The following is a 20,849-nucleotide window of genomic DNA, read 5'->3' on the forward strand; positions in this document are numbered from 1 at the left end:
TGTACACAGTGGCCGGCGCTGTTGTTTCCGGGCCTTAAACACCTGGGCGGGAACACCTGGACAGGAGCCCCAGGCAGGTGCGGATGCGGCGAGACTCAGCCGTTGCCGTTCTGGCGCTCCAGAAGGTCAACCTTCTGCAGGCCCCGCGGCAGCTTGCTACCCCGCCGCCCCCGGTCGCCACGATAGTAATCGAGCTCCGAGTTCTTCAGGGTCAGCTTGCGCTTGCCGGAATGCACCACCAACGCGTCGCCTGCCGCCAGCACCACCATGCTGCGTACGAACTCCTCACGGCGCGCGGCGCGTGCCCCGGGGATATCAATCGTCTTGTTGCCCTTGCCCTTGGACAGCTCGGGCAGTTGATCCAGCGGGAAGATCAGCAGACGACCTTCGTTGGAAACGGCAGCAACACAGAGTTCCTCTCCGTCAGGCACTTCCACCGGAGGCAGCACATTGCAGCCCTTGGGCAGGCTGAGTGCCGCCTTGCCTGAGCGGTTCTTGCCGGTCAGGTCCTCCAGTTTGGCCATGAAGCCATAGCCACCATCGGAGCCCAGTACAAAGCGTGCATCCGGCGCCCCCAGCATCAAGCCCACCAGATGCGCACCCGCCACCACATTGACTTTGCCGGTCACCGGCTCACCCTGCCCACGAGCACTGGGCAACTGATGGGTGGGCAAGGTATAGGCACGCCCGGTATCGTCGAGCAGCACCAATGGTTGGTTGGTCTTGCCGCGGGCCGCCAGAAGGTAGCGGTCTCCCGCCTTGTAGGACAGACCGGTGGGATCGATATCGTGGCCCTTGGCGGCACGAATCCAGCCCTTCTCCGAGAGCACTACGGTCACCGGGTCGGCGCCGACCAACTCGACCTCGGACAGCGCCTTGGCTTCCTCGCGTTCGACAATCGGCGAGCGGCGCTCATCACCGTATTCCTCACCGGCTTCGCGCAGCTCCTTCTCGATCAGGTCGGTCATCGCCTTTTCGCTACCCAGCAGCCCCACGAGGTGCTTGCGCTCAGCCTCGAGTTCGTCCTGCTCGGTGCGAATCTTCATTTCCTCGAGCTTGGCCAGGTGACGCAGGCGCAACTCGAGGATGGCTTCCGCCTGGCGCTCGGAAATACCGAAGGCTTCGATCAAGGCCGACTTCGGTTCGTCTTCCTCGCGGATAATGCGGATCACCTCATCGATATTGAGGTAGGCGACCAGCAGGCCTTCGAGGATATGCAGACGATCCTCGACCTTGCCGAGGCGATGCTCCAGGCGACGACGCACGGTGGTGCGGCGGAAGGTCAGCCACTCACCGAGCAGGTCCGGCAGTGGCATGACCCGTGGGCGACCATCGAGGCCGATCACGTTGATGTTGACGCGAACGTTCTTCTCGAGATCGGTGGTGGCAAAGAGGTGCGCCATCAACGACTCGATATCGACCCGGTTGGAGCGCGGCTCGATGACCAGGCGCGTGGGTTCTTCATGAGTCGATTCGTCACGCAGATCGGCGACCATCGGCAGCTTCTTCGCCTGCATCTGCGCGGCGATCTGCTCCAGTATCTTGGCACCGCTGACCTGATAAGGCAGCGCGGTGATCACCACCTGGCCTTCTTCCTGGATATAGCGAGCGCGCAGCTTCACCGAGCCTCGCCCACACTCGTAGAGCTTACGCAGGTCGGCACGGGGCGTGATGATCTCGGCATCCGTGGGGAAATCCGGCGCCGGCAGATACTGCATCAGATCCGCCGTGGTAACACCCGGATTGCGCAGCACGTGGCAAGTGGCCTCGACCACTTCCCTCACGTTGTGCGGCGGAATATCGGTGGCCATACCCACGGCAATACCGGTACCGCCATTGAGCAGTACATGCGGCAGACGCGCCGGCAGCACCACCGGCTCGTTCATGGTGCCATCGAAGTTCGGCGTCCAGTCCACCGTGCCCTGCCCCAGCTCGGACAGCAGTACCTCGGAGAACCGCGACAGGCGCGCCTCGGTATAACGCATGGCAGCGAAGGACTTGGGGTCGTCCGGGCTACCCCAGTTACCCTGCCCATCCACCAGCGGATAGCGATAGCTGAACGCCTGCGCCATCAGCACCATGGCTTCATAACAGGCGCTGTCACCATGCGGATGGAACTTACCCAACACGTCACCCACGGTACGCGCCGACTTCTTGTATTTCGCATTGGCGGTGAGCGACAGCTCGCGCATGGCGTAGATGATCCGCCGCTGCACCGGTTTCATGCCATCGCCGATATGCGGCAGAGCACGATCAAGAATGACGTACATCGAATAATCGAGGTACGCCTTTTCGGTATATTCACGCAGGGATAGACGTTCGACGTCCCCCTCCGCTACCTGAATGTCCATGGTCATATAGCGACCCTTTCCCTGTGACTATTCAAAAGTCGTAAGCCGATAAGCCGCGAGCTCCGAGCAGCGAGCCTCGAGCTGTTCCGTGGCGCCCCATAGTTCTCGGGCAAGGGCCCCGGCTCGTAGCTCGTAGCTCGTAGCTCGTAGCTCGACCCTCACACTTCCAGATCGGCGAGGTTGCCGTAGTCCTCGAGCCAGCTCTTGCGATCGGCGGCGCGCTTCTTGGCCAGCAGCATGTCCATCATTTCCATGGTGCCGTCACCGGTCTCGCGAGTGAGCTGTACCAGGCGACGGGTTTCCACCGCCATGGTGGTCTCGCGCAACTGCAGCGGGCTCATCTCGCCGAGGCCCTTGAAGCGCTGAACGTTGGGTGTACCGCGCTTGCTTTCGAGTTGTTTGAGGATGGCCGCCTTCTCGCTCTCGTCGAGGGCGTAGTGCACTTCCTTGCCGAGGTCGATGCGATACAACGGCGGCATGGCGACGAACACATGGCCAGCATCAACCAGCGCCGGGAAATGACGCACGAACAGGGCGCACAGCAGCGTGGCGATATGCAGCCCGTCGGAGTCGGCATCGGCCAGGATACAGATCTTGTGATAGCGCAGCTTGGACAGATCCTCACTGACCGGATCCATGCCGATGGCCACCGCAATATCGTGGACTTCCTGGGAGCCGTAGATGTCATGGGAGTCGACCTCCCAGGTATTGAGGATCTTGCCGCGCAAGGGCAGGATGGCCTGGCTCTCGCGGTTGCGTGCCTGCTTGGCACTACCGCCGGCGGAATCCCCCTCGACCAGGAACAGCTCGCTGAGCGCCGGGTCCTGGCCGCTACAATCCGCCAGCTTGCCGGGAAGCGCCGGGCCGGAGGTAACCTTCTTGCGAGCGACCTTCTTCGAGCTCTTCTGGCGTCGCTGGGCCGCACTGATCACCAGCTCTGCCAGCGCCTCGGCCTGATCGACATGGTGGTTGAGCCACAGCGAGAAGGCATCCTTGACCACCCCGGAGACAAAACCCGCCACGGTGCGTGACGACAGGCGTTCCTTGGTCTGACCGGCGAATTGAGGATCAAGCATCTTCACCGACAGCACGTAGGCCACCCGCTCCCAGAGGTCCTCGGCGGTCAGCTTGACCCCACGCGGCAACAGACTGCGGTATTCACAGAACTCACGCAGCGCATCGAGCAGGCCGGAGCGCAGGCCGTTGACGTGGGTGCCCCCCTGAGCCGTGGGGATCAGGTTGACGTAGCTCTCCATCAGCGAATCACCGCCTTCGGGCAACCACTGGATCGCCCAGTCCACCGCCTGGTCATCATCGGAAAAATGGCCGACGAAAGGCGATGCCGGCAGGACTTCGTAACCATCCGTGGTCTGGGCGAGGTAGTCGCGCAGACCGTCCTCGAACTGCCAGGTGGTGACGGTGCCATCAGTTTCGGTCAGTTCGACCTTGAGCCCGGGGCAGAGTACGGCCTTGGCGCGCAGCAGGTGCTTGAGCCGTGATATCGACAGGTTGGGGCTATCGAAATAGCTGACTTCCGGCCAGAAGCGCACCAGAGTGCCGCGAGCGCGCTTGGCTGCGGTACCGACGACCGCCAGCGGTGAGACGGTATCACCGTGCTCGAAAGCCATGGCATGGCGCTGGCCGTCACGAAGCACCTCGACCTCGAGGCGCTTCGACAAGGCGTTGACGACCGATACCCCGACCCCGTGCAGGCCGCCGGAAAAACGATAACTGGAAGAGGAGAACTTACCCCCGGCATGCAGCCGGGTCATGATCAACTCGATACCCGAGACCCCGTGCTCGGGGTGGATATCGATGGGCATACCACGACCGTTGTCCTCGACCTCCACTCCGCCGTCGGCAAGCAGTTTGACGCGAATCTCGTTGGCGTGTTCGGCCAGCGCCTCATCGACACTGTTGTCAATGACTTCCTGCACCAGGTGATTTGGCCTGGACGTATCGGTGTACATACCGGGGCGCTTACGCACGGGCTCGAGCCCGGATAGCACCTCGATCGAACTGGCACTGTATTGAGTCATGCGTGGTCCATCATCATGGTGACAAGGCTCATGCCGGATGGCGCCCAATGAAGGTTCACGCCACCCGACCAATCTTCCCGGCTTCCAGCCGGTAACCTGCATGGGCAAACATCGCCGGTAGGTAGCTGGCCAGTGCCGCAAAGCCATGCTCTCCCCCGGGGTGTATCAGCATCCGAGCACCGCGATAGGCAGCCACCGTACGAGCACTGTCGAGTGTCTCATCCCGGGTGACCACCAACAGCAGATAACGCCAGGCATCTATCTGATCCGGGGTTATCTCAGCCACTTCATCATGGTGACGCTGCTCGATGCTGAAACGCTCGCTGGTGTACTCATTGACGAAGCGCTGGCCCAGCATCGACTCGACCAGAGCGGCCGGCCGTACCGCCGGGTTGATCAGCACCGCACGCAGATCATGCTGCTGCGCCAATACCGTGGCGAGAAACCCGCCCATGGAGCTACCCATTACTATCGGCCTCGGGCCGAGGGGCTCAAGGCTGCGCTGTGCAGTATCCAGCGCAGTCCTCACCAATGGCGACAGATCCGGCGTTTCGCACGCGACCCCAAGGTATTCACATGCCTGCTTTACCAACCGCGCCTTGGGTGAAGCTCCAGCACTGTTGAATCCATGCAGGTACAACACGCCGCTGGCTTTCAGCGGCGCAGGTGTCTGGCTCAGCATAACTGAAACCCTGTATATTTTACCAGCACTCCACCACCGGCAGTGCCATCACTCGTCGGCAGCCCGCCAGGTGGCTTCGATCAAGCCTCGGGTCGAGGCGTCCATATCGTCAAGCCCCTGACGTCCTTCAATGATGTCACGAGTCTCGTTGGCAATCTTCTTGCCCAGTTCAACGCCCCACTGATCGAAGGGATTGATGCCCCAGATGGTGGCCTGCACAAATACCTTGTGCTCATAGAGGGCAATCAGGGCGCCCAGGGTTTCCGGTGTCAATCGCTCCAGCAACAACGTGGTCGACGGTTGATTGCCACGATAACGCTTGTGCTCGGGGCGCGGGCCATCATCGGCGATGGCATCATCACCGAGCATCAGCACTCGAGACTGGGCGAAACAGTTGGCCAGGGTCAGACGATGCTGGCCCATCAGGTGAGCCCGAGTGGCCGGGTCAGCCACATCGTCATAGCGCGCCAGGGGAGCGATGAAGTCACACTCCACGGCCTGGGTCCCCTGGTGCAGCAACTGATAGAAGGCATGCTGGGCATTGGGCCCCAGCTGTCCCCACAGCACCGGGCAGGTGGAATAGTCGACGCTATCGCCATCGTTGGTCACCGACTTGCCGTTGGATTCCATCTCGAGCTGTTCGAGGTAAGCGGCGAAATACTCGAGTCGACCATCGTAGGGCAGGATCGAGTGGGCACGAATATCCAGGAAGTTGTTGTTCCAGATGCCCGCCAGGGCCAGCACGACCGGCAGGTTGTCCTGCATCGCCGCGGTCTGGAAGTGATGATCCATGGCATGCGCGCCGGCCAGCAGACGGCGGAACCCCTCCATGCCGATCACCAGCGCAATCGGCAGTCCTATTGCGCCCCACAGCGAATAGCGGCCTCCGACCCACTCCCAGAATTCCAGCTGATGGTCGGCAGCGATGCCCCACTCGCTCATCTTGTCCGGGCTGGCCGAAACGCCGATGAAGTGCTGATGCATGACCAGCTCCGCATCCACCCCTTCCTGGTGTCCATGGGTGACCAGACGGTTGACCAGCCAGTCACGCGCCGTGTTGGCGTTGGACAGCGTATCGATGGTGGTGAAGGACTTGGACGACAGCACGAACAGCGTCGTCTCGGGATTGAAGCGCGACAGATAGTCGGCCAGTTGCGAGCCATCCATGGTCGAGGCGAAGTGCACCTCTACGGGATGCGCCACGTCAGGGCGAAAATCCGACAGCGCATGGGTCACCATCAAGGGGCCGAGGTCGGAGCCACCGACGCCGAGGTTGACCACATCACGGATCGACTTGCCGGTGGCCCCGCGCCACTGCCCTGCATGCAGGCGGTCCACCATGCTGTCCATTTGCGCCAGGGTAGCATGCACCGCAGGCACCAGATCCTCGCCATCCACCATCAGGCTGGCATCCGCCGGCAGTCGCAGCGCCGTATGCAGCGCGGGACGGCCCTCACTGATGTTGACACGCTCACCACTCAGCAGGCGCTCAATGGCCTCCGGGACACCGGCATCACGGGCCAGTTCCAGCAACAGCTCCAGGGTGTCGCCCTGCCAGCGCTGCTTGGACAGATCCAGGCGTAGACCCGCTGCCTCACGACTGAACTGACGATAGCGGTCACCGTCATCTCCAGTACGGAACATATCACGCAGGTGGAGTTTACCGACCGTGCCCGCGTGCTCTACCAGCGCCTGCCAGGCAGGCGTCTGATCAATCTGTGCCATTCATCGTCTCCTTGGCGGACTTTCATGCTGCGAGCGCTTGCGCGGTCGTGCAGCCAGGGGTCTGGGCGCGTAGAATGCAGCCTTCACTATGCCAGATAATGTCCCAGCCCATGAGTGATGCATCTTATCGCGACGCCATTTTTTCCACACCTCTCGACAAGGTGGCGCGCTTTTCGTTCGATGAACAGGTGGTGTCCTGCTTCCCGGACATGATTCGCCGTTCGGTTCCTGGTTATGGCCAGATCCTCGGCATGCTGGGGCTGATTGCCCAGCGTCATCTGCGCCACGGCGCCCATGTCTACGACCTCGGTTGCTCGCTGGGCGCCGTAGGCCTGGCCCTGGCCGGACAATTGCCGAAAGACGCCTTCACTCTGACCGGTGTCGACCTGTCACCTGCCATGGTTCAGCGCGCCCGGGAGACGCTGGCAAGCGAATGTCCGGATCACGCCATCGAAGTGGTCGAGGGAGATATCCGTCAGCTGGACTACCGGCCATCCGGGATGATCGTGCTCAACTTTACCCTGCAGTTTCTGGCCCCGGAAGACCGTGACGGCGTGCTCAAGCGGTTGTATGACGCTCTCGAGCCCGATGGTGTTCTGGTCCTCTCCGAGAAGATCAAAGCCGGCGACGAGCAGGACAACGCCTGGCTGGTGGAGCGTTACCATGACTTCAAGCGCGCCAACGGCTACAGCGACATGGAAATCAGCCAGAAGCGCACCGCGCTGGAGAACGTGCTGGTTCCGGATACCCTCGACGCCCATCACCAGCGTCTGGCACGAGCCGGCTTCTCACGTTCGTTGACCTGGTTCCAGTACCTGAACTTCAGCTCGATGATTGCCTTCAAGGAAGCCGAGGCACACAGCCCAGGCTGAAGACATGCCTAACCAAGCCATCTCGTCGATCTTCAACCGTTCAGGAAGTGCTGAAGAATGAGTTTGCCGTTACACCAACGCGATATCTACCAGGCCTTCATCGAGCAGTCCTTTCGTCATCAGGGCATGGCGGCCTGGCTGGCACGCCTTCCCGAACAGCTTGCTCGCGGGCTGGACCGTCAACGCTACGGCGACCTCCCCGGCTGGGAAAAGGCCGTGGCCAAGCTGCCCGAACTGCCCGAGGAACGGGTCGTCCGGCTCGACGCCGACCACGTGACTGTCGAGGTGGAGCTGGACGCCAGTCGTCAGCGTCAATGCGAGAACCTGCTGCGGGCCCTGATGCCCTGGCGCAAGGGCCCCTATCGACTGGCCGGCACCACCATCGATACCGAGTGGCACTCGGACTGGAAGTGGCAACGTGTAGCGCCACACCTGTCATCGCTGGAAGGCCGACGGGTGCTGGATGTTGGCGGCGGCAATGGCTACCACGCCTGGCGCATGGCTGGTGCGGGGGCTGACTTCGTGCTGGTGATCGACCCCTCGCCACGCTTCTACTGGCAGTTTCAGGCGGTTCGCCACTTCATCGGCGATGCCGACGGTAAGCGCACGCACTTCCTGCCGGTCGGCATCGAGGATGTCCCGGACAATCTGGCGTTCTTCGATACCGTGTTCTCGATGGGTGTGTTCTACCACCGCCCCTCGCCTCTGGAGCATCTTGCCCAGCTTTTCGCCGCGCTACGCCCCGGTGGTGAACTGGTACTGGAAACCCTGGTGGTACAAGGCGACGAGCATACCGTGCTGCTGCCCGGTGACCGCTACGCGGCCATGCCCAACGTCTACTTCCTGCCCTCGTCTCGCGCTCTGTCAGGCTGGCTGGAACGCGCCGGCTTCACCAACGTCCGCGTGGTCGACGAGGCCGATACCAGTCTGGATGAACAACGCCGTACCGAGTGGATGACCTTCCAGTCACTGGCCGACTTTCTCGACCCCGACGACCCCAGCCGGACCCGCGAGGGCTACCCTGCGCCGAGACGGGCAGTATTGATCGCCGACCGGCCGCGCCACTATTAACATGGCAATCAAATAGCTCATCCTGATCGATTTGATTGTCGTCCGCACCACACTGGCGCAGATGCGCGGATCTGCTGGTGTGGTGCGGTCTCGCGTCGGCCTGATGGCCGACGGCGGCACGTCCCTGTGCCGCAATCAACCCAACATGAAAGCATGCCGGGTTAATAATCAGACAGTTCAATGGATCAGACAACCCGACATGAAAGCTGGCCGAGTTGATCATCACCGCTGAAGACCCGCCATCATGAAGCGCCCCCATTGGCTCACACCAATAGGGGCGTCGATCATTGTGGCTTATGGAATCTACTTGCAGTACGAAATCCAGTTGAGGAACGCGATCTACTCGAAATCAAGCGCCATGAAATGCGGGTTGTCCACCAGGACTTCCATTCGCGTTATATCATCAAGTTGCACCAGGCGTTCACCATGACTCGTCTTCAATGACAGGCATTCCTTGCGGTCATCATTGAAGGCCGTATCCACAGCCTTGCCTCTGCGCCATATACCATCGCGCAGCCGGAGCTTGACCGGGAAGCGGTACAGGCATGCAAGTTCAATATTGTCGTAGAGGTGGCAAGCGATCACGCGATGCCCTCCTGCTGAATACGGGTCGTGGGTGTCATCCGGCAACGCATCCTGCCTATGGCCAGACAGGAACACCAGTGGCGCCATCGCCACATGCCTGATCAGCGTTAGAATAAAGGAAGAGTCTTAAATCTTTCCTACACGGGGTGCGATAAACGGCATACTCTGTCAGTCCTTTATCCTGCCTGCCTATTGCAGAATCAAAACTGAACAAAGACGGCAATACTGCCGTCATTTCATATCAAGAAACGTTAATTGAATAATAGTTTTAAGATACTGATTTCATGGGGACAGAAAGCGCTAGAGATTCAGAAAATCCTGGAGAGACAGAAAGCTCTGGAGAGCCAGGAAAGCATCAGTTCATGGTTCTTGAAGCCTTTTTCTTGAAGCTCTTTCTTGCCCCCCTTCCCTTGAGGCTATTTTCCTGAAAATCGGTCCTGAAGCCTTCTCTATAGAAGCTTTTTCTATAGAAGCTTTCTCTACAGAAACTTCCTCTATAGAACCTTTGCCACCATCAACGAATAGGGCGGCATGTTGCAGGCAAAAGGATCCCCGGCGCCTTGAGGCGCCAGGGATAGCTCTGGCAGGAGAACAGCCCGACAGAATTTCGAAACGCTAGCGGGCCAACGGCCCACTGATCCATCACGACACTCAGCGCTTGAGCAGCTCGCGAACGTCGCGTGCCTCCCAATGGGGGAAGTATTTGCGTACCAAGGCATTGAGCTCGACTTCAAAACCTTCCCAGTCGACGGACTCGGTGGTTCCGCCGCCAACCTCTGCCGCATTACGGATCATGCCCGCCCCGACGGTGACGTTGCTCAGGCGATCAATGATGATGAAGCTACCGGTTCCCGGAATCCGCGAGTACTCATCAATCGGCACTTCCGCCGTCAACTCCACACGGCAGCGCGCAATGGCGTTGAGTTCAAGCGTCTGGGTATCGTGGCGCTCGAGAGTATTGACGTCCACCTGATGATGGATGGCCTCGACACGCCCTGAAACCGACCGTCCCGCCAGACGGATATCGTACTGTCGTCCCGGCTGTAGCGGCGACTCATGCATCCACACGATATCGGCATCGAAGGCACTGGACAGCGCTACCTGAGCATCTGCCGCCACCAGCCAATCGCCGCGCGAGATATCGATCTCGTCCTCGAGGGTGACCGTGACCGCCTGACCGGGGTAGGCACTCTCCAGATCGCCATCATAGGTGACGATACGCTCGACCTGACTGGTCTTGTTGGACGGCAGTACCTTGATCGCCTGACCCGGGCGCAGGATGCCCGCTTCCAGAGTCCCGGCATAGCCACGGAAATTCAGGTTGGGGCGGTTGACGTACTGCACCGGTAGACGCAGGTCGCTCAGGTTCTGGTCATGACTGATCTCGACGGTCTCGAGCATCTCCAGCAGTGCCGGCCCGTCGTACCAACCGAAGTTATCGCCACGGCTGACGACATTGTCGCCCTTGAGCGCCGACAGCGGCACAAAGCGGATATCGCGAGCGGCCAACTGACCGGCGAACTCCTGATACTCGGCCACGATCTCGTTGAAGCGCGCCTCGGAGTAGTCCACCAGGTCCATCTTGTTGACCGCAATCACCAGATGCTGGATGCCCAGCAGGTCAGCGATGAAGCTGTGGCGGCGTGTCTGGGTCTGCACACCATAGCGCGCATCAATCAGGATCACCGCCAGCCCGGCAGTGGATGCCCCAGTGGCCATATTGCGGGTGTACTGCTCATGGCCTGGTGTGTCGGCAATGATGAACTTGCGCTTGTCGGTGGAGAAGAAGCGGTAGGCCACATCAATGGTGATGCCCTGCTCACGCTCCGACTGCAGGCCATCGACCAGCAGCGCCAGGTCGACCTCTTCACCGGTGGTCCCCTGGGTCTTCGACGCCTGGGTAATCGCCGCCAGCTGATCATCGAAGATCATCTTCGAGTCATGCAGCAGACGCCCGATCAGCGTCGACTTACCGTCATCGACACTGCCACAGGTGATGAACCGCAGCAGGTCCTTGTTTTCGTGTTCGTGCAGATACTGCTCGATATTCTCGGAAATCAGTTCGGATTGGTGAGACACGGCCCTGGTACTCCGTCCTGTGATGGGATCGTGGAAAAGGCGGCGAGCTACGAGTCTCGAGCTTCGAGCAGCCCTTTCCAGATCCGCTGTCTATGGGGTTATGTTCAAGGTCGAGTGGTCCACAAGCCTGCTGTGAAGGCGCTCGCGGTTCGCAGCTCGTAGCCCGTGGCTCAGAAGTACCCTTCCCGCTTCTTCTTTTCCATCGAGCCGGCCTGGTCGTGGTCGATGGCGCGGCCACTGCGCTCGCTGGTACGGGTCAGCAGCATCTCCTGGATGATCTCCGGCAGTGTCTGAGCCTTCGATTCCACGGCGCCGGTCAGCGGATAACAGCCGAGCGTGCGAAAGCGGACCCACTTCTCCTCCGGCACTTCGCCGGGCTCGAGGGGCAGGCGCTCGTCATCGACCATGATCTGCATGCCATCACGCTCGACCACCGGACGCGGGGCCGAGAAGTACAGCGGCACAATGGGAATTTCCTCGAGATAGATGTACTGCCAGATATCCAGCTCGGTCCAGTTGGAGAGCGGGAAGGCACGAATCGACTCGCCCTTGTTGACCCTGGCGTTGTACAGGTTCCACAGCTCCGGACGCTGATTCTTCGGGTCCCAGCGATGGTGCTTGTCACGGAAGGAGAACACACGCTCCTTGGCGCGACTGGCTTCCTCGTCACGACGCGCGCCGCCAAAGGCCGCATCGAAACCGTACTTGTCCAGCGCCTGCTTGAGGGCCTGGGTCTTCATCACATCGGTATAGCCACTGGAGCCATGATCGAAGGGGTTGATACCGGCGGCACGCCCTTCCTCATTGGTGTGGACGATCAGCTCCATGCCCGCTTCACTGGCCATGCGGTCGCGGAAGGCGATCATTTCCTTGAACTTCCAGGTGGTGTCCACATGCATCAGCGGAAACGGCGGTGTCCCGGGGTAGAAGGCCTTGCGGGCCAGGTGCAGCATCACTGAGGAGTCCTTGCCGATGGAGTACATCATCACCGGATTGGCAAACTCCGCCGCCACTTCACGAATGATGTGGATGGACTCGGCCTCGAGTTGCTTGAGGTGCGTCAGACGCTTCGGCGTCAGAGCACGTGCGCCGCTCTCGCGGGATGGTGCATGAACACTGGTCATGGCCCGATTACCTCGCATGACGTGGGCAAATGATACGAATGCCAGGAGGATACCGCGCCACGGATAATAACGTAAAAGAATTAATATCTATCTTTTTAGATCGAAAAGTATTCGGGAAGCTTCGAGATGCGAGCTCCGAGACACGAGCTACGAGCTTCGAGCGACGAGTACGCTGCGCTCGAGCCTGAACCCCAAACCCAGGCTCCGAGGGAAGGTACGTAACTATCAGGTTGGCACTGGGCAGCTCGCCACTCGTAGCTCGCCGCTAGCGGCTCGTATCTCAAACCTCCACCCGTTCAATCCAGCTCTGCCAGCCGTCACTCTGCAATTCGATCACCCGCAGGCCCGGGCGGGAGGCTTCGTCCACGGCGAAGTCGTTGCTGCCGGCGAGGAACTGGTCGGAGGTCGAGGGGCAGGCCTGGACCACCACGCTGCCCTCGGCAGTGGATACGCATTTCTGGAAGGCGTGATGCACATGCCCGCAGATCACGATCTTCACCTGGGGGGCGTTGTCGATGGCCGCCCAGAACGCCTGCTGGTCGCTCAGCGAAATCTCGTCCATCCAGTGGCTGCCGACTTCGACCGGCGGATGATGCATGGCAATCAGCGTGGGCCTGTCATCCTCGGCCAGCGCCTGCTGCAGCCAGGCGAGCTGCTCCTCGCCAACCTCTCCACGGACATCGCCCTCGATGCGGGTATCGAGCTGCAGAACACGCCAGCTCCGGGCATCGATCTCGGCCACCACTTCCTGTACCGCATTCATCGGCTCCGGCACATCGTGGTTGCCGGGAATCCAGTACCAGGGGCAATCGAAACGGGCCAGAATCTCCGCTGCCAGACGGTAGGAGCCCTCGCTGTCATCCTGGCTGATATCACCAGTGACCAGCACCAGGTCCGGGCGCAGGGCATCCGCCGCCGCGACCACCGCGGCGAGCTGGCGTGCGGGATTGCCACAGCGCGAGCGCGCCTCGGGGTTGGCATGAAGGTGACAATCGCTGATCTGGATCAGGCGCATGGCAAATCCTGGCATTCAAACTGGCGTTCAAACTGGCATTCAAACTGGTATTCAAACTGGTATTCAAACACCGAGGTCGGGGTACCCGGCCTTGTGCCGGGCGGGTGTTACAGATCGAGATCAGGGCATCTGCGGCAGGTCGAGGGTATGACCGTGAGCCAGACCATGGTCGAGCCACTCACCGAGGAAACGGTTGAGCTGGAGCTTCTCATCCGGCTGATGCATATGGGCATTGGGATAGCGATAGCGGCCATCGAAATGACGCTTGCGCTGGAAATCCGTGACCTCGGCCATGCGCACATCATGGTAGAGATGGACGCGCATGCGCGGGGTATCGATGATGCCGTCCAGCACACCGCTCTGGCTGACCCGAATGATGCTGGTGTAAGGCGCCAGCTCCTCGATATGCAGGCACAGGGCACCGAGCCGACGACCCGAACGGATCAATTCGACTTCACGCGTCTCGCCTTCCTCGAGATCACCGATCAGACGCTTGAGGCGCACATAGTTGGCTGTGCACTCACCCTGCAGCGTCTTGAGGTCGGTAACATAGGCGTTTCGGTTCGTCACGTTACCTCCTTGCTCTCAACGAAGCCCGCTCGGCCGCCAACCACTGGAAGCCGATCAGACACATGGCATTATCGAGTCGCCCTTCGCGCAGGAGTTCCCAGGCCCGCTGAAAAGACACCACATGCACGCGGATATCTTCCTGCTCTTCATCCAGTCCGTGCAGGCCGCCCAGGTCACTGCTGTCGATCAAGCCACAGAACAGCGTGACCCTTTCATCGCAGGCACCAGGACTAGGATAGTAGCTGTGCAGGAAAATGAGATCGTTGACCTCACAGCCCGATTCCTCAAGCGCCTCGCGCCGTGCCACTTCCTCGGGCGATTCGTCCTTCTCCACCAGGCCTGCCACACACTCCAGCTTCCAGGGCGTCTCCGGGTCCTCCAGGGCACCGGCACGAATCTGCTCGACCAGCACCACCGCATCACGTTCGGGATCGTAGAGCATCACTCCTACAGCATCATGACGATGGTGTACCTCGCGCACGACCTCCCCGCTCCAGCCGCCGGCAAAGCGGCGATGGCGCATGATGACCTTGTCGAGGCGGAAGAAGCCTTCGTACAGATACTCCCGCGCGACGACCTCGACGTCATCGGCAGTGAAAGGCGTATCGATACCGGCTGAATCGGTCATGACTGTCTCCGCTGAGTGATCCTGCCATTATCCGCATCAACCGATAAACGTCCAGGTGCGGCTGTCTTTTCAGAAGTGCAACAAGCTTCCCCGGCAATGCAACAGGGCCCTCTCGGAATACCGAGAGGGCCCTGTCGGCAGGACTGGCCGAGTGGGATCAGAGGCCGCTGATCAGCGCCTGCGCCTGCTGTTGCAGCGCACGATCCGAGGCTTCACGGCCACTGCGGGGCGTACCGTTGACAGCCTTCTGTGCATATTCGCGCGCCTCGCCATCACGGCCTTCATCGGCCAGGTAGGCAGCGTAGTAGTAATTCACGTCGATACCGTCCGGGCGAATCGCCAGAGCACGCTGGAACATCTCGTCGGCCTTGTCATCATCACCAAAGGCCACCGGCCAGCCCGGCGCCCGGTCATACAGCGCACCGAGGGTCACATAGGCCGAGCCATCCATGCCGTTGCTGTCCAGCGAGATCGCCCGCTCCAGGGCACGGCGAGCCGCCTTGGCGTTATCGAGGGCACCGAGGCCGCCCTTCTCCCTGGCCAGCGATGCCTGGATAATGCCTTCCCAGACCAGCAGATCGCTGACATTGGGGTTGGACTGCACCAATTGGTCTACTTCGCTGATCAGACCAGAGAGCGCCGCCTCCCGCTGGGATGCCGGGGTCGAAGTGGTGGTGGTCTCCCAGCGCTGCTGAATCTGCGCCAACTCATCCTGCCAGGCCAGGGCAAACGGTGCGGCCGCCAGCATTGCGGTGCTTACGGCAACCACGAGGGATCGGCGCAGAGCGGACGGAGTACGAGTCAGGATGGACGGGCTTCGAGCATAGCGACGTGACGTCATGGCGATCTCCAGCAGTTTGACTGCATGTTGCCCAGCGACCGGCGGTATGGGATACCGAACCGCCGCAGGGCTTGTTGTCAGTATGGATCACCTGCAATGTAACGAACGTTTGAATGATTCGCCAATCACCCAAGGTCGAATACGCTGTCATCCCCATGGGCTTGTTCGGCCAGCGGGATGCAGGCACTCTGCCGACAATACGACGAACCTGCGAGACACCACATCAGATGAAAGGCCGCAACATGACGCGCTGGCGGGATCCGGCCAAGGACCCGCGCCAGGAACCGAAGAGCAACCTGATCACCCTCGAGGGGGCCGAGCGCCTGCGCGGCATTCTCGACCACCTGTCACGGGTCAAGCGCCCCGCCCTCTCGGCCAAGGTCGGCGAGGCCGCTGCCCTGGGGGATCGCAGCGAGAACGCCGACTACACCTACAACAAGAAGGAACTCAACCGTGTCATCGCGCGGATCCGCTACCTAACCAAGCGGCTCGATGAACTGCAGGTGATCGACCGTCTGCCGGCGGATACCGACAAGGTGTTCTTCGGCGCCTTCGTCACCCTCGAGGACGACGACGGAGAGGAAATGCACATTCGCATTGTCGGCCATGACGAGACCGATACCGGCAAACGCTGGATCAGCGTCGATGCGCCACTGGCCAAGGCCCTGCTCGGCAAGTCACTGGATGATGAAGTCAGCGTCGCCGCCCCCGGTGGCGAACAGACCTGGCTGATCACCGATATCGAATACCGCACACCAGGCAACGGCTGATGGCGGCTCAGCACTCTGCCAGGTAAACGGCTCAGCGCTCTGCCAGGTAAACCTTGAAGCGACCATCATCGGCCAGCACCCGGAAGCTGCCGAAACTGCGCTCCAGCGGATCGGCATAGGGCAGGAAGGCATTGGCGACGATCAGCAACCGCCCACCGGGCAGCAGATGCTGCGGCGCCTGCTCGATCAACCGGGCCGCGGGCCCATAGTCGATGGAACGCTCCTGATGGAACGGCGGATTGCTGACGATGGCTGAGAAACGACGCCCGTCCAGCGCCGAGTAGACATCACTCTCCAGCGCCTCGGCGGTAAGCTGGTTGGCAAGGAAGCTGCGACGGCTGGCCTCCACCGCGAAGGTATTGACGTCGGTGGCGGTGACAGTACGCCCTTCACGGGCCATCCAGGCACCGATGATGCCGTCGCCACATCCCAGATCCAGCACCTCGCCCTCGGGCAGGTGCCCGGGTAGCTGCTCCAGCAGCAGGCGCGTGCCATCATCCAGCTTGCCGTGACCGAAGACACCGGGATGACTGGCCAGCGTCAGGCCTTCGGCCTCGAACTGTGTCCATACGGCCTCCGGCTCCAGCGGCAACCTGGCGGTGCGCGTCTCGAACAGCGAACAGCGGCGGGCGCTATCGAGCTTGCGACAGCCCAGCCCCAGCGCGGCCAGTACCTTGAGTACCCGCTTGATACCGCCCTGATGCTCGCCGACCAATTGCAGCGGCGTGCCCTCCGGCAGGTTGGCGCACAACCACAGCAGCCACCACTCCCCCAGAGCGTGCGCCTTGGGCCAGAACAGCACTGCTCCCGGCACCTCCGCCTCGAAGTTATCCAGCGGCGATAGCGCCGCTCGTCCACGAGCCAGCCAGGCCTCGCGGATGGCCAGATCGGCGCTGACCAGGCAACCCTCGCCACCTTCCAACCAGCCATCACGCGGTGGGGCCACCCACCACCAGCCTCGATAGTCGGCATCCTGTCGTTCGAGCAGCTGGCATACGGGCGTTTCGGCGCTCATTGCGGGCTCTCCTCTGGCTCGGCACGGCGGAAGGTATACAGCAGATAGCGTCCCAGCCGCCAATGGGGCTCGCTACGGCAATAGCGATGTTCCAGTTCGAACAACGTCTCCACATCACCGTCGGTCTCCGGTGGGCGGCGCAGGTAATCATGGAACACACGAATGCCCGCCACCGCCTCGAACTGCAACCCCAGTTGCTCGGCCCACACCATCAACTGATCATGGGTGAGCGGAGAGATCGGGGTCAGGCGCTGACGCTGGCCCTTGCCCTCAAGGCGATCGGCCAGTGCCTTTTCGAGGTTGCCCTTGACCACATTGGACATGCGCAGTGCATCGCGATTGAAGACCATCAACGACAACTGGCCGCCCGGCGCCATCAACGAGGCCAGATGCTGCAGCCCGGCACGCGGGTCGGCCAGCCATTCCAGCACCGCATGACAGACCACCAGCGGCCAGGGACCGGGCGCCTGCTCAGCCAACTCCTGCAACGGCGCGGTGACATAGCTCGCGCTGGAGCCAGCGGCCAGCGACGAGATCCCCTGCCGGGCCCGCTCCAGCATCTCGGCAGCCGGCTCGGCCAGCGTGACCGCATGGCCACGTTCGACAAACCACGCCGCCTGCTGCCCCAGCCCAGCACCGACATCCAGCATCGGCTGCCCCTGCAGATCGAGCATCTCAGGCAGCAACCGATCAAGCAGCGACAGGCGCAGCTCACCACGCAGGTGGCCATACAGCGAAGCCTCGAACTTGTCGGCGAGACCATCGAAGTGACGGTCGCCACGGGCAGAGAGGAACGCATTGGGGCTATCAGGAGCAGGAATATCAGACATGCACAGTTCACATTCACGGTCAGGCATCAATGGCGCGCATTCTACCGATGATCACCAGGCAGCACACGCACGATATTGAATTGCGGGTTTATCTCGCCCTGTCAGATGTTTATAATGCCGACCCCGCAACGCCCTCTTAGCTCAGCTGGATAGAGCGGCCCCCTCCTAAGGGGCAGGTCGAAGGTTCGAATCCTTCAGAGGGCGCCAAGCATTCCCCAGTGATAACAAGGTGTTACGACCCCCCCCCCCCCCCCCCCCCCCCCCCCCCCCCCCCCCCCCCCCCCCCCCCCCCCCCCCCCCCCCCCCCCCCCCCCCCCCCCCCCCCCCCCCCCCGACGCATCGAATCGTCATGTCAGAGGCAACGTGACCATTTCGTGCGGGAACGAGGTTATCCACAGTGCATCCGGGTGAAGATACGCATACCGCTCTTCTGTCTGCCTCACTGACGAGTGACCAAGCACGTCGCGAACCTTCATCAGCTCGATACCTGACATCACCATTCTCCTCTCCGATGCACGCAGCAACTGGCGTATGAGCCCGCTGCCAGGATTCCGGGCCGCAAAGTCGACTCTGGTCCTTAGTGCTACATGCCCTTCCTCTGGCCGCCAGAACCGATATCGGCATCCAGCGACCTGCTCCATAGGACATTCAGGGCTCACAAGCCATCCGAGGACGGCTATCAGTACTGGGACAACAGCTCTTCCACTACCGGCGTCATCTTGCTCCGCACGCTAGCCCATTTGCTGAAGTCAAAACCACCCTTGCCTGTCAGGTGGTATTCCGCATAGGCGACCCTTTCATCGCCTTTGAACATCCTGAGCTCCGCATGAGAGAGGTATGGCGTGAAATCCCATGACCTCAGCGCGGTATAGGTCATCCGGTACTCACAATGTGCCGGTGTTTCCCCGAAATATATTTCTGTTGTAATCGAGTGGTCGTGGAACACGTCAGTCACCACATCGACGAAGCCATCCACGATCACCTTGGGGTTATCCTCTATACAGACGTTCGACACGCTATACGAGCGATCCAGTGGCGTAACCTGAACGGACGTACAACCGGAAACCGTCACCAACAACGCCACCGCAGCACACTTCTTCAATTCAACCTCCTCTAGCTACCCAGGTTCATGGGGCACATCTGGCCTATTGCCACGCGCCACACCCCTTATCGGCAGTCTGGAAGGCATCTTTAGCCGAGGTGGTCCACCTGCTGAGAGGGTTAAGTAACTGCTTACCTCGCAAGCCTCGCAACGAGGCTGCCATTGCCCTGCTTCTCGCCCCCTCCGCCACAGTTTCGTAAGGGAAAAGGCCCAGAAATATAGGCAAAATCATAATTGTCTGCTAAAAGAGACAATGTGAATACATGAATGGTGATGCAGATGGGCCGGTAGTGTCGTTTCAAAGACAGAGGGCTAATGACTGGTTACGACCCATTGCTGCCGCTCGCGGGAGACCTAAACCGGTCAACAGTGGACATCCTACGGATTGGTAAAGCTGCTGACGAACAGTTTGCATGCCATGGGCCTGCTCCTAGATTTATTCTGAATAGAATCCCCCAGCCGCATAACAGGACTCGCAGATGGAATGCTTTCGAATCGACGAAAGCGGCTACACCGGCTTCGACCTGCTTAACCCTGAACAACGGTTCCAGGGGGCGGCGGCCATCGCCATCGACGATGACCAGGCCAGGCGCTTGATCCGAGAGCACTTTCCCAAGCTGCGGGCGGACGAGCTCAAGTATCGGGCTCTGGCACGCCGCCCAGCCAACCACTCGCGTCTGTTGGCTCTACTGCGCGACCTGCTAACCCAGCACAAATGCGTGACCTACGTCTGCGACAAACGCTTCCTTCTGCTGCTGATGTTCATGGACTACGCGGTCGAGCCGTTCTACTACGAGCGCGGGATCGACTTCTATGAAGATGGGCAGAACTACTCGCTCGCATCGCTGCTGTATGTGACAGGGCCAACGCTCCTCGGGGAAGGCGCTCTTGACCGATTGCTGGCTTGTTTCCAACGTGCAGTAAAGGAGAAAAGCCCGGAGGCGCTTGCCGGTCTGGTCGAGGCCGCTCGCGCCTCGCGCTGGCGTGAACTGCCAGAAGCACTGGGCCCCTTGGCGCAGTTTGCGGCGCAGGAATGTCTGCAAGCGATCGCCACCCCAGGTGTAACTACAGACGCTGCCCTCGTGGTACTACAGTCCCTGATCAACCGGATGGAGGCCATAGCCGATGGACCCTATTGGGTCGAGCACGATCAGTCCAAGAATCTGCTCACCTACCACGACTTACTACAGCGCCTTATTCACCACGAGGACGCGATCACGCTTCGCCAGACGGAGATCGCGAGCATCACCTTTCCGCTTAAGCTTCAGTCAGTGACACAGGTCGACTCCAAGACTAGCCCCGCGGTGCAACTGGCTGACGTAATGATCGGCGCTACCATAGAGGCGGCGAACACACTCACGGGACAACGTAGCGGGACGCTGGATGCTCAGAGGGTCTTGGCTCTCTATGCAGATCATCAGTTGATCCACATGCTGCCTTCGATCGATTTCAAGGAACAGAAACGCTTCCGCCAGGGGACCCAGGCGGCGCAGACAATCGACTATTTCGCCCAGAACTTTCATAAGCCATAACGGTGGATGGAAATAAAA

18 protein-coding genes and 1 tRNA gene are annotated in these 20,849 nt (G+C 60.8%); 5 read left to right on the forward strand and 14 right to left on the reverse strand.

All coding sequences use genetic code 11. The features are described 5' to 3' along the window. Positions 1–95: 95 nt before the first annotated feature. The 4 genes from parC to pgi form a co-directional block, all read right to left on the reverse strand. Entirely contained in the window at positions 96–2,357 is a 2,262-nt protein-coding gene (gene parC / locus BUE38_RS08645; RefSeq protein ID WP_073434805.1) for a DNA topoisomerase IV subunit A, read from the reverse strand. Positions 2,358–2,509: 152 nt separating this feature from the next. After that, a complete protein-coding gene (gene parE / locus BUE38_RS08650) occupies positions 2,510–4,390 on the reverse strand; it encodes a DNA topoisomerase IV subunit B (RefSeq protein WP_073434807.1) in 1,881 nt (626 codons plus the stop codon). 55 nt (positions 4,391–4,445) lie between these two features. Next, positions 4,446–5,072 (reverse strand): YqiA/YcfP family alpha/beta fold hydrolase, encoded by a 627-nt coding sequence (locus BUE38_RS08655; protein WP_073434809.1) that lies wholly within the window; start codon positions 5,070–5,072, stop codon positions 4,446–4,448. Between the two features lie 48 nt (positions 5,073–5,120). Beyond that, positions 5,121–6,797 carry a glucose-6-phosphate isomerase gene (gene pgi / locus BUE38_RS08660; protein WP_073434811.1) on the reverse strand — a complete coding sequence of 559 codons (1,677 nt, stop codon included), beginning with the start codon at positions 6,795–6,797 and terminating at the stop codon, positions 5,121–5,123. A 110-nt stretch (positions 6,798–6,907) separates the two neighbouring features. Here pgi and cmoA point away from each other — a divergent pair, with 110 nt between their 5' ends. Together cmoA and cmoB are read left to right on the forward strand one after the other, a co-directional pair. Continuing rightward, positions 6,908–7,669, forward strand: a complete 762-nt coding sequence (gene cmoA, locus BUE38_RS08665; protein WP_073434813.1) for a carboxy-S-adenosyl-L-methionine synthase CmoA — start codon at positions 6,908–6,910, stop codon at positions 7,667–7,669. A gap of 57 nt (positions 7,670–7,726) precedes the next feature. After that, on the forward strand, positions 7,727–8,740 hold the full coding sequence (gene cmoB / locus BUE38_RS08670; RefSeq protein ID WP_073434815.1) for a tRNA 5-methoxyuridine(34)/uridine 5-oxyacetic acid(34) synthase CmoB: 1,014 nt from the start codon (positions 7,727–7,729) through the stop codon (positions 8,738–8,740). Between the two features lie 339 nt (positions 8,741–9,079). Here the strand turns inward: cmoB and BUE38_RS08675 are convergent, their stop codons facing one another. The 7 genes from BUE38_RS08675 to BUE38_RS08705 form a co-directional block, all read right to left on the reverse strand. Continuing rightward, positions 9,080–9,412 (reverse strand): Rho-binding antiterminator, encoded by a 333-nt coding sequence (locus tag BUE38_RS08675; RefSeq protein WP_234986840.1) that lies wholly within the window; start codon positions 9,410–9,412, stop codon positions 9,080–9,082. A 564-nt stretch (positions 9,413–9,976) separates the two neighbouring features. Then, complete coding sequence (gene cysN / locus BUE38_RS08680) at positions 9,977–11,404, reverse strand: sulfate adenylyltransferase subunit CysN (RefSeq protein ID WP_073434817.1); 1,428 nt, start codon at positions 11,402–11,404, stop codon at positions 9,977–9,979. A gap of 170 nt (positions 11,405–11,574) precedes the next feature. Further along, positions 11,575–12,528 carry a sulfate adenylyltransferase subunit CysD gene (cysD, locus tag BUE38_RS08685; RefSeq protein WP_073434819.1) on the reverse strand — a complete coding sequence of 318 codons (954 nt, stop codon included), beginning with the start codon at positions 12,526–12,528 and terminating at the stop codon, positions 11,575–11,577. A 280-nt stretch (positions 12,529–12,808) separates the two neighbouring features. Then, complete coding sequence (locus BUE38_RS08690) at positions 12,809–13,543, reverse strand: metallophosphoesterase (protein ID WP_073434822.1); 735 nt, start codon at positions 13,541–13,543, stop codon at positions 12,809–12,811. 120 nt (positions 13,544–13,663) lie between these two features. Next, the gene (locus BUE38_RS08695; protein WP_073434824.1) at positions 13,664–14,113 is read right to left on the reverse strand and encodes a DUF1249 domain-containing protein; all 450 of its coding nucleotides are present in this window, start codon (positions 14,111–14,113) and stop codon (positions 13,664–13,666) included. A gap of 1 nt (position 14,114) precedes the next feature. After that, a complete protein-coding gene (locus tag BUE38_RS08700; protein ID WP_073434825.1) occupies positions 14,115–14,741 on the reverse strand; it encodes an NUDIX domain-containing protein in 627 nt (208 codons plus the stop codon). Between the two features lie 157 nt (positions 14,742–14,898). After that, the gene (locus BUE38_RS08705) at positions 14,899–15,582 is read right to left on the reverse strand and encodes a tetratricopeptide repeat protein (RefSeq protein WP_234986842.1); all 684 of its coding nucleotides are present in this window, start codon (positions 15,580–15,582) and stop codon (positions 14,899–14,901) included. A 227-nt stretch (positions 15,583–15,809) separates the two neighbouring features. Between BUE38_RS08705 and greB the strand changes: the two genes are divergently transcribed. Further along, positions 15,810–16,352: a transcription elongation factor GreB gene (greB, locus tag BUE38_RS08710; protein WP_073435070.1), complete on the forward strand. Its 543-nt coding sequence runs from the start codon at positions 15,810–15,812 to the stop codon at positions 16,350–16,352. 31 nt (positions 16,353–16,383) lie between these two features. On the opposite strand, the gene BUE38_RS08715 is transcribed toward greB, so the two are convergent. Both BUE38_RS08715 and BUE38_RS08720 read right to left on the reverse strand, forming a co-directional pair. After that, complete coding sequence (locus tag BUE38_RS08715) at positions 16,384–17,367, reverse strand: class I SAM-dependent methyltransferase (protein WP_073434826.1); 984 nt, start codon at positions 17,365–17,367, stop codon at positions 16,384–16,386. Further along, positions 17,364–18,197 (reverse strand): methyltransferase domain-containing protein, encoded by an 834-nt coding sequence (locus BUE38_RS08720; RefSeq protein ID WP_073435071.1) that lies wholly within the window; start codon positions 18,195–18,197, stop codon positions 17,364–17,366. Before BUE38_RS08720 ends, BUE38_RS08715 begins: the two co-directional genes overlap by 4 nt. A 130-nt stretch (positions 18,198–18,327) precedes the next feature. On the opposite strand from BUE38_RS08720, the gene BUE38_RS08725 reads away from it, so the two are divergent. Next, a tRNA-Arg gene (locus BUE38_RS08725) sits at positions 18,328–18,404 on the forward strand. A gap of 472 nt (positions 18,405–18,876) precedes the next feature. Here BUE38_RS08725 and BUE38_RS08730 read toward each other — a convergent pair. Then, entirely contained in the window at positions 18,877–19,299 is a 423-nt protein-coding gene (locus BUE38_RS08730) for an Sbal_3080 family lipoprotein (RefSeq protein WP_073434827.1), read from the reverse strand. 479 nt (positions 19,300–19,778) lie between these two features. Between BUE38_RS08730 and BUE38_RS08735 the strand changes: the two genes are divergently transcribed. Then, positions 19,779–20,831, forward strand: coding sequence for a DUF3800 domain-containing protein (locus BUE38_RS08735; RefSeq protein WP_073434828.1), 1,053 nt, complete (start codon positions 19,779–19,781; stop codon positions 20,829–20,831). Positions 20,832–20,849: the final 18 nt, after the last annotated feature.

The organism is Halomonas cupida (genome assembly GCF_900142755.1).
In the GTDB taxonomy this organism is placed as follows: domain Bacteria; phylum Pseudomonadota; class Gammaproteobacteria; order Pseudomonadales; family Halomonadaceae; genus Halomonas; species Halomonas cupida.